The 8,854-nt window shown below is 72.2% G+C and carries 9 protein-coding genes and 1 pseudogene; 2 read left to right on the forward strand and 8 right to left on the reverse strand.

Annotated features, from left to right (window positions below):
• The 3 genes and pseudogenes from ftsL to AC2W7M_RS14180 form a co-directional block, all read right to left on the reverse strand.
• Positions 1–399 (reverse strand): cell division protein FtsL (ftsL, locus tag AC2W7M_RS14170; RefSeq protein ID WP_486132907.1); only part of this gene is annotated, 399 nt, incomplete at its 3' end.
• A gap of 5 nt (positions 400–404) precedes the next feature.
• Positions 405–1,376: pseudogene (gene rsmH / locus AC2W7M_RS14175) on the reverse strand (16S rRNA (cytosine(1402)-N(4))-methyltransferase RsmH).
• Between the two features lie 61 nt (positions 1,377–1,437).
• Positions 1,438–1,911, reverse strand: coding sequence for a division/cell wall cluster transcriptional repressor MraZ (locus tag AC2W7M_RS14180; protein ID WP_486132908.1), 474 nt, complete (start codon positions 1,909–1,911; stop codon positions 1,438–1,440).
• Positions 1,912–2,147: 236 nt separating this feature from the next.
• On the opposite strand from AC2W7M_RS14180, the gene AC2W7M_RS14185 reads away from it, so the two are divergent.
• Both AC2W7M_RS14185 and AC2W7M_RS14190 read left to right on the forward strand, forming a co-directional pair.
• Positions 2,148–2,852, forward strand: a complete 705-nt coding sequence (locus AC2W7M_RS14185) for a TerB family tellurite resistance protein (protein ID WP_486132909.1) — start codon at positions 2,148–2,150, stop codon at positions 2,850–2,852.
• On the forward strand, positions 2,849–3,646 hold the full coding sequence (locus tag AC2W7M_RS14190; protein WP_486132910.1) for an N-acetylmuramoyl-L-alanine amidase: 798 nt from the start codon (positions 2,849–2,851) through the stop codon (positions 3,644–3,646). Before AC2W7M_RS14185 ends, AC2W7M_RS14190 begins: the two co-directional genes overlap by 4 nt.
• Before the next feature lie 12 nt (positions 3,647–3,658).
• Here AC2W7M_RS14190 and AC2W7M_RS14195 read toward each other — a convergent pair whose 3' ends face one another.
• The 5 genes from AC2W7M_RS14195 to AC2W7M_RS14215 form a co-directional block, all read right to left on the reverse strand.
• On the reverse strand, positions 3,659–4,672 hold the full coding sequence (locus AC2W7M_RS14195) for a KpsF/GutQ family sugar-phosphate isomerase (protein WP_486132911.1): 1,014 nt from the start codon (positions 4,670–4,672) through the stop codon (positions 3,659–3,661).
• A 65-nt stretch (positions 4,673–4,737) separates the two neighbouring features.
• Positions 4,738–5,436 carry a DUF1045 domain-containing protein gene (locus tag AC2W7M_RS14200; protein ID WP_486132912.1) on the reverse strand — a complete coding sequence of 233 codons (699 nt, stop codon included), beginning with the start codon at positions 5,434–5,436 and terminating at the stop codon, positions 4,738–4,740.
• Positions 5,437–5,444: 8 nt separating this feature from the next.
• Positions 5,445–6,092, reverse strand: coding sequence for an MBL fold metallo-hydrolase (locus AC2W7M_RS14205; RefSeq protein ID WP_486132913.1), 648 nt, complete (start codon positions 6,090–6,092; stop codon positions 5,445–5,447).
• A 158-nt stretch (positions 6,093–6,250) separates the two neighbouring features.
• Positions 6,251–7,606 carry a DUF3422 family protein gene (locus tag AC2W7M_RS14210; RefSeq protein WP_486132914.1) on the reverse strand — a complete coding sequence of 452 codons (1,356 nt, stop codon included), beginning with the start codon at positions 7,604–7,606 and terminating at the stop codon, positions 6,251–6,253.
• A gap of 122 nt (positions 7,607–7,728) precedes the next feature.
• On the reverse strand, positions 7,729–8,854 hold a 1,126-nt coding region (locus AC2W7M_RS14215; RefSeq protein ID WP_486132915.1), incomplete at its 5' end, for an ABC transporter permease.

Below are 8,854 nucleotides of genomic sequence, written 5' to 3' on the forward strand. Positions count from 1 at the left end.
CGATCCGGCGCGCCGGTCCTGCCGTCGCCCGCGCGGCGGCGCGCTCCTGCTCACCGAGGAGGTCACCAGCGGGGCGTCGGTCAGCGCCTCGATCATGCCGCCGATCTTGTCGTCATTGGCCTGCGCGCGCTCGGGCAGGTCGGAGAGATCGGAGATGGACTCCACGTCGAGCCGCTTGAGGTCGAGGTGGCGCTGCACCAGGCCCTGGATGTAGATGGGCGAGGTGCGGCGCGCCCACTCCGCCTTGAGCCGGCCGATGACCTCGCGCTCCTTGCGGATCTGCACCCGCAGGCTGGCGAGCCGCTCGGCCTCGGAGGTGGAGGCGTATTTGAGGTGATACACCACACCGGCGGTCACGAGCAGCGCGACCACCATCACGACGTTGGCCACCCGCAGCATCGGTCCTAGCGTCTCCGCCCCTGGCGTTGCACGAAGGGGGCGGGAAGAAGCCCCCTCACGTCACCGCCCGGATGCGCCGGGGTGTCCGTCCGCTCCGCCGCCCTGAGCTTGGCGGACCTGGAGCGGGGATTTCTCGCCACCTCCTGGGGGCCGGGCTCCACCGCACCCTTGGCAAGGAGGCGGAAGGAGGGGGCCGGACCCTCGGCTTGCGGCATGTGGCGCGACGCGGACGGTGCCTTCGTCCGGTTTGCCAGAAAAGTCTTAACGATCCTGTCCTCAAGGGAATGGAACGTCACCACCACAAGGTGGCCGCCGGGCCGGCAGGGCCGCCTCGGCGGCCACCAAAGCGGCCGCCAGCTCGTTCAGCTCCTCGTTCACGGCGATGCGCAGCGCCTGGAAGGTGCGGGTGGCGGGATGCATCTCGCCGGGCTTCGCCCACACCACGCGGGCGACGATCTCGGCAAGCTGCGAGGTGCGGGTGATGGGGGCGTCAGTGCGCGCCTTGACGATGGCGCGGGCGATGGCGCGGGACTGCCGTTCCTCCCCCAGCGACCAGATGATATGGGCGAGCTCCGCCTCCTCCAGCCCGGCCACGAGGTCGGCGGCGGAGGGGCCGTCCGATCCCATGCGCATGTCGAGCGGGCCGTCGCGGCGGAACGAGAAGCCGCGCTCGGCCTCGTCGAGCTGCATGGAGGAGACGCCGATGTCGAGCACCACGCCGTCGAGTGGGGCGAAGCCGTGGTCGGCGGCGACCGCGTCGAGGCGGGAAAAGCGGTCGTGGACCAGGGTCAGCCGCCCGCCGGAGGCGGCGACCAGCGGCGCACCGGCGGCGATGGCGCTGTCGTCGCGGTCGATGGCGAGCACCGGCAGTCGGCGGCGGCAAGGATTGCGCTGGTATAGCCGCCCGCGCCGAAGGTGCCGTCCACATAATGGCCGGCATCCTTCGGCGCGAGGTGCGCGAGGACCTCGTCGAGCATCACGGCAGATGACGGGCGGGTCCGCCTGCGGCGCCGGGGGGACCGGCTCCGCCGTCCGTCGTCATGCCGGGGAGCCCTTGGGGCCCTCTGCCTGGGAGCCGATGGCCTGGCGCAGCTCGCGCACCCTGCGGGTGGCCTCCGCGAGATGGGCCTTGAGCCTTTCCGGTTCCCACATCCTGAACTTGTGGCCGAGCCCGACAAAGGCGACATGGTCGCCGATGCCGGCATGGGCCTTCTGCGTCTCGGTCAGCACCACCCGGCCCTCCGGATCGATGCGCAGGCTCTCGCTGGTGCCGTAGAGCGCGGTGGCGAGCTGCTCGCGCGCTTCGGAATAAGGCGGGTAGCGCGCGATCAGGTCCTCGATCTCGCCGAGCAGCCGCGACCCGCCCGCATCCAGCGCCGGCTCGGCGAGGCTCGGGTGGCAGTGCAGGATCTCCGCGCCGTCCTTGGCCAGCACCGCGCGGAACGGCGCGGGGATGGACACCCGGCCCTTGGCGTCCAGGCGCATCGTGTAGGTGGACACGAAGCGGTCCATGGCGCCCGGCTGCCCCCTCTCGGCGGACGCGCCACGGGCGCGCCCCTGCGGCGGCCAGGGCCGCCCGGTCATGTCTTGGGTAATAATGGGTTAACATGGGCAGTCATGGGCGTCAATGGAATCGCCGCAGACCGGCGCGGCCAAAGGGGCGCCGGCACGCCCGGCGCGCCCCAACGCTCCCCCCTTGAGAAACCGCCGCGAACACCGTAGCTCCTCGCCTCACTCAGGAGGACCACGTGGCCTATGGATTGATCGGCGGGGCGGGCATGGGGTTCGCGCTGGGCGGGCCGCTCGGCGCGCTGGTGGGTGCGCTCGCGGGGCATGCGCTCGACCGGCTGTTTGCGCCGGCGCCCAAGAACGCCGCCTTCTCCGTGGCCCTCGTCGCCCTGCTCGCCAAGATGGCGAAGGCGGACGGCGAGGTGGTCCAGGCGGAGGTCAACGCGTTCCGGGAGGTGTTCGACATCCCGGAGGAGGACCTCGCCCAGGTGGCGCGCCTCTACGACCTCGCCAAGCAGGACACGGCCGGCTTCGAGGCCTATGCCCGCCAGGTGGCGGAGCTGTTCGCCGACGAGCCGGACACCCGCGAGGACCTCCTGGACGCGCTGTTCCACGTGGCCAAGGCCGACCATGCGCTGCACCCGGCGGAGCTCGCCTTCCTCGCCGAAGTGGGCCGCATCCTCGGCTTCACCGGCGCCGCCTATGAGCGCATCGAGGCGCGGCACGTGCGTCGGCCGGGCGATCCCTATGCGGTGCTCGACCTCGACCCCGGCGCCAGCGATGCCGAGGTGAAGGCCCACTGGCGGGCGCTGGTCGCGGCGCACCATCCGGACCGGATCGCCGGCCGCGGCCTGCCGCCCGCCGCCATCAAGCTCGCCAACGACCGCGTCGCGGCGCTCAATGCCGCCTATGACGCCATCGCCCGCCAGCGGGGACTGCCATGACCGATAGCGCAGAGGTCGGCGACGGCCTGCCGTTCCAGCCCGATTCGCCGCTGGTGGTGGCGCTCAAGCCCTCCCCCAACATCACCGACCGCACGCTGCCCATCGACATGATCGTGCTGCACTATACCGGCATGGACAGCGCCCAGGCGGCGATCGACCTGCTGGCCGATCCCGCAAGCAAGGTCTCCAGCCACTATGTGGTGCTAGAGGACGGCAGCGTGGTGCAGATGGTGCCGGAGGCGCTGCGCGCCCACCATGCCGGGGTCTCGGTGTGGGAGAGCGAGACCGACACCAATTCCCGCTCCATCGGCATCGAGATCGTCAATGGCGGCCATTCCGCCGGGCTGCCGGACTTTCCGGCCGTGCAGATCGACGGCGTGATCGCGCTCTGCCGCGATCTCGCTACGCGCCATGGCATCCGCGCCGACCGGGTGCTCGCCCATTCGGACGTGGCGCCGGCGCGCAAGGAGGATCCGGGCGAGAAGTTTCCCTGGGGCACGCTGCACGCGGCCGGCGTCGGGCACCTGGTGCCGGCGGCGCCGCTCGGCGGCGGCGGCTTCCTGATGCAGGGCGACGCCGGCCCGCCGGTGGCGGCGCTCCAGGCCATGCTGGCGCTCTACGGCTACGGCATCGCCGTGACGGGCGACTATGACGAGGCGACGCGCATCGTCGTCACCGCCTTCCAGCGCCATTTCCGGCCCGCCAAGGTGGACGGGGTGGCGGACGGCTCCACCGTGCGCACCCTGCGCGACCTCCTCGCGGCGAAGCCGGGGGACGCGCCGCCGGTGGCGTGAGGGGGGTGCGCCTCAGGCGATGCCGGTGCGCAGCAAGTCGTGGATGTGGAGCACGCCCACCGGCTTGTCGTCCGCCACCACCAGGAGCGCGGTGATCGCCTTCGCGTTGAGCAGCAGAAGCGCCTCGGAGGCGAGCTGGTCCGGCCGCACGGTCTTGGGCGCCGGCGTCATGATCTCGCGCGCGGCGCGGGCGGTCAGGTCGTTGGACATGTGACGGCGCAGGTCGCCGTCGGTGACGATGCCGAGCAGCCGGCCGTCTTCACCCACCACGCCGACGCAGCCGAGGCCCTTGGCGCTCATCTCCACCAGCGCCTCGCCCATAAGGGTGTCGCCCGCCACCAGCGGCACCGCGTCGCCGCCGCGCATCACGTCGCGCACGAACCTGAGGCTGGCGCCCAGCTTGCCGCCGGGATGAAGCTGGCGAAAGTCGAGCGCGGTGAAGCCCCGGTTCTGCAGCAGCGCCACCGCCAGCGCGTCGCCGAGGGCGAGCTGCATCAAGGTGGAGGTGGTGGGCGCGAGCCCGTGCGGGCAGGCCTCCGGCGCGATCGGCAGCGCCAGCACCACGCTGGCGCTCACGGCGAGCGCGCTCTCCGGGTTCGAGGTGAAGGCGACCAGCGGCACGTCGAAGCGCCGCGAATAGTCCACGAGGTCGCGCAGCTCCACGGTCTCGCCGGACCAGGAGAGGGCGACGATCACGTCGTCCGCCGTGATCATGCCGAGATCGCCGTGGCTCGCCTCGGCGGGATGGACGTAATGGGCCGGCGTGCCGGTAGAGGCGAGCGTGGCGGCGATCTTGCGCCCCACATGCCCGCTCTTGCCCATGCCGGTGACGACGACGCGGCCGCGGGCGTTCTGGATCGTCGCCACCGCCACCTCGAAGGCGGGCCCGAGCGGCCCCTCCAGCGCCGCCTTGAGCGCGGCGAGGCCGGCCTGCTCGGCCTCCACCGTGGCGAGCGCGGAAACGACCGAGGCGGAATGGATGTGCGGCACGGGGTCTGCCGGAGCTGAGTGAGCCTTGGAACGCATGGTCGCTCCTCGATAGCACCGATCGGCCGGGAAGGGGAGCCGGCGCACGGCCCAGGCGAGGGGTATCAAACCACCTTGAGGCCCAGCGGAATGCGGTGGATGAGCCGGAACGGCGCGCCCCGCGCCGGCTCCGCGAACACCGCGAGGTCGGTGATCTCGGTGGGCACCCGCGCCCCGGAGGCGGCGAAGGCGTCGGACAGCGCGTTCAGCGCGTGCCCCTGCTCGGCCTCGGCCAGCGGGCCGGTCAGCGTCATGTGGAAGCGGAACTCCTCCAGCACATAGGGATAGCCGTAGGTGTCGAGCAGCTCCATTTGGCGCGGGCTCAAGAGGTGCGGCCTGCGGCGCGCGCGCTCCCCGTCGGTCAGCGGCGCGCGCAGGGGGTCGAGGTCGGTCGCCACGCAGCCGGCGATGTCGTCGAGCGTCGGCACGGCGACCGGAGGGGTGAGCGCCACGAAGCGGCCGATCGCCGTCACCGCCAGCGGCGGCAGCTCGAACGGGCGGTGCTCCGCCGCCACTTCGCCAAGCGCCTGGAGCAGCGCCGCCTCGTCGAGGCCCGGCTTGAGGCTGAACGGCGCCTTCAGCGTGCCGTGGAAGCCGTAGCGGCGCGGCTCGGCGGTGATCTCGTGCCAGCGCGCGGTGTCGAAGCCGGCGAGGTCCGGCGGCGCCGGCTCGGTGCCGGTCTCGGCGTCGCGGCCGAGGATGGCGCAGCCGAAGCGCCACAAGGCGCTGTCGGCGGCGGGGGCGAGATAGACCGCGTAGCGCACGGGCCGGCTCAGCGCGGCAGGAACGGGTTGGACGCCCGCTCGTCGCCGATGCTGGTGAGCGGCCCATGCCCCGGCAGGCACACGGTGGCGTCGCCGAGCGGCAGCAGCTTCTCGACGATGCCGGAGATCAGCGCGTCGTGGCTGCCATAGGGGAAGTCGGTGCGCCCCACCGAGCCGCGGAACAGCGTGTCGCCGACGATGGCGATGCCGGCCGGCTTGTACACATAGACCAGGTGGCCCGGCGTGTGGCCGGGCACGTGCAGCACCTCGAAGTCGAGCTCGCCCACCTTTAGCGTGTCGCCCTCCACCATGTAGCGGTCCGGCGTCACCGCGCGGGCGCCGGGGATGCCGTATTTCGCGGCCATGTCCGGGATGCCGTCGATGATGAACTGGTCGGCCGCGTGCGGTCCCTCGACGGGCACCTTGAGGCTCTCGGCCAGCTCGGCGGCGCCGGCGGCGTGGTCCACATGGCCGTGGGTGAGCACGATCTTCTCGATCTGCGCCCCGGTCTCGGCGATGGCGGCGCGGATCTTGTCGAGGTCGCCGCCGGGGTCCACCACCGCGCCCTTCATGGTCTTGGTGCACCAGACGATGGAGGCGTTCTGCTGGAACGGCGTGACGGGCACGATGGCGATCTGGATGGGCTGCTGGTCCATGGCGGGTCCTTGGGAATGGCGGGTCCGGCGCGCCCTGAAGGCGGGCCGAAAGGGAGGTGGCGCTGCGGCCGTCCCGTCCTAGATAGGATGTCCCGCGCCAGCGCGCATCCGCGCTCTGCGGCAAGGGGCCTTTGCGCCGGTGCCCGCATGACGCAGCGTCAGTCGTCGTCGCCGTGCGCGCTGCGGATGCGGCGCACCACCGACCAGACCCCCAGCACCGCCACCGGCACGGAGAGCGCGGTCAGCAGCCCCACGTCGAGATGGAGGCCGGTGAGGCGGGCGTCGATGCCGCTCTCGTGGATGCCCTCGAACACGTGGTGGACGAGGCTGACCACGTAATAGGAGATGGCCGCCACCGAGAGCCCCTCCACCGTGCGCTGGAGGCGCAATTGCAGGCGGGTGCGCTCGTTCATGGCGCTCAGCAGGTCGCGGTTCTGCTGCTCCAGCTCCACGTCGACGCGGGTGCGCAGCAGGTCGGCGGCATTGGCGAGCTTGCCCGCGATCTTCTCCTGCCGATCCTCCACCGCGAAGCAGGTGCGCATGGCAGGGGCCATGCGGCGGTCGAGGAATTGCTGCCAGGTGGGAAAGCCCGGCACCGCCACCTCGCGGATGGCGGCAAGGCGCAGCCGCACGATCTCCATATAGGCCCGGCTGGCGCCGAAGCGGAACAGCGAGGCGGTGGCCCCGGCCTCGATCTCGGAGGCGAGCGCCACCAGCTCGTCCAGCAGTTCGTTGTTGGCGGCGAGGCCCTCGGTCAGCGTCATCTCCTTGGCCGCGCCGGCAAGGCGCCCCTCGATGCGCGAGATGGCGGGCGACAGACGCTGCGCCTCCGGCAGTCCGAGCAGCGCCAGGGTGCGGTAGGTTTCCACCTCAAGCAGGCGCTGCACCAGCGCGCCCGCCGCCTCCGCGCCGAGGCCCCGGTCGCGCACCAGGATGCGCACGAAGCCGGAGGGGTCGGCCATGAAGTCGGTGGCGATCTCCGCCTGGCCGTCGCCCACGTCCGAGCGGGCCAGGCTGGCGCGGTCGAACACCTTGTCGAGCAGGAAGTCCTCGGCGGTGTCGGTGACGAGGTGGAGGTCCACCGCCACCAGCAGCGGGCCGGGCTGGGGCACCTCGCCGAACGGGCTCGCCAGCGTCACCGCCGGCGGCTGGAACGGCAGCGCGCCGGGCACGATCTCCGGGCACGGCATGTCCCAGGTGTAGGTGCAGAACTCGGCGTGGCTCTCCCAGCGCAGATTGGCGCCGCCGAACGACACCGAATGGTGCTTGGCGCCCGGCGCCGGCGCGGGCAGGCCGCGCGAGGCGCACAGCTCGGCGATGGCGGTGCGGTCCTTCTGGGCGGCGGCGGCGTCCAGCAGGAAGCCGGCATGCAGGAAGCGCCGCGGCGTCTGCGCCGGCACGAACGGGCGGGCATGCAACTCGCCCAGCACCGCCGCGCGGAGCGGATGGGCGGACAGAAACCGCCCCTCGCCGATGACGAGGTCCGCCGATGCCGCTGCCGCCCGCTGGTCCATGAGGATGATCCCGAACTTCTCCTCACGGTGCTTGCACGGCAGGCGGGTCCGATCAAGGCGCAGGGCTGACCTTCTTGGTCGCAGCAGGCTGCGTCACAGGCGCCCTGTCACACAGGCCCGCGTCACAAATGCCGCAGCACGCGCGCGGGCGGCGCGCTCAAGGCGCGCAGCGTCGCCAGCAGGCCGAGCGAGACCGTCACGGCGAGCGCCCCGAGCGCGGCGCCGAAGGCGACGGGCGCCGAGAAGGTGAAGCCGATCTCCATCACGAACACCGCCACGCCGTAGGCGGCAAGGCTCCCCGCTGCCACCGCCACCAAGGCGGTGGCGAGGCCGATGCCGGCATATTCCAGCGCGAAGGCGGCGATGAGCCGCGCCCTTGTCGCCCCGAGCGTCTTCAGGATCACCGCCTCGTAGACCCGCCGCTGCTGGCCCGCCGCGAGCGCGCCGGAGAGCACCAGCAGCGAGGTGACGAGCGTGACGAGGCTCGCCGCGCGGATGCCGAGGGAGAGGTTCTCCACCATGCGCCGCGCCTCCTCCAGCGTCTCCTTCACCCGAACCACGGTGATCGCCGGCCAGGCGGCGGCGACCTGGTTCAGCAAGGCGATCTCCCCCGCCGCGTCGGCGCCGCCGGGAAAGGTGAGGGTCGCCAGCATGGAATGGGGCGCGCCGGCGAAGGTCGCCGGCGAGAACACCATGACGAAGTTGATGCCGAGCCGCTCCCACTTCACCTCGCGCAGATTGGCGATGCGGGCGGTGATGACGCGGCCGAGCACGTTGACGCTCACGCTGTCGCCCACCTTGAGCCCGAGCCCGGCCGCGAGCTTGGCGTCGAACGAGATCAGCGGCGCGCTCTCGCCCGCCCCCCACCACGCACCCTCCACGAGGCGCGAGCCTTCCGGCAGCGTGGCTGAGAAGGTGATGCCGCGGTCGCTCTGCAGCACCCAGGCGGCATCCGCCGAGGGCCGCACCGCATCCGCCGGCACGCCGTTGAGCGAGAGGATGCGCCCGCGCAGCATGGGCACCGCGCGCAGCGTCGCGCCCGGCGCCCGCGCGGCGATGAAGCGGGCGAAGGCGTCTTCTTCGGTGCTCGGCACGTCGACGAAGAAGAAGCTCGGCGCCTCCTCCTGCACCGGGCCGGCCAGCTCCTGGGTGAGCGAGCGGTCGATCAGGCCGATCGCCACCATGAGCGCCAGGCCGAGGCCCAGCGAGAGCACCACGGTGGGGGTGAGGGCGCCGGCCGGTGGATGT

The organism is Xanthobacter sp. BG11Y11_SDJG (genome assembly GCF_057364445.1).

What these genes read in the sequence shown, in the direction of transcription:
- AC2W7M_RS14190 (WP_486132910.1), top strand. Translation starts at nt 2,849, where the DNA reads ATGACCGATAGCGCAGAGGTCGGCGACGGCCTGCCGTTCCAGCCCGAT.
- AC2W7M_RS14180 (WP_486132908.1), bottom strand. Translation starts at nt 1,911, where the DNA reads ATGGACCGCTTCGTGTCCACCTACACGATGCGCCTGGACGCCAAGGGC.
- AC2W7M_RS14210 (WP_486132914.1), bottom strand. Translation starts at nt 7,606, where the DNA reads ATGGACCAGCGGGCGGCAGCGGCATCGGCGGACCTCGTCATCGGCGAG.
- AC2W7M_RS14195 (WP_486132911.1), bottom strand. Translation starts at nt 4,672, where the DNA reads ATGCGTTCCAAGGCTCACTCAGCTCCGGCAGACCCCGTGCCGCACATC.
- AC2W7M_RS14205 (WP_486132913.1), bottom strand. Translation starts at nt 6,092, where the DNA reads ATGGACCAGCAGCCCATCCAGATCGCCATCGTGCCCGTCACGCCGTTC.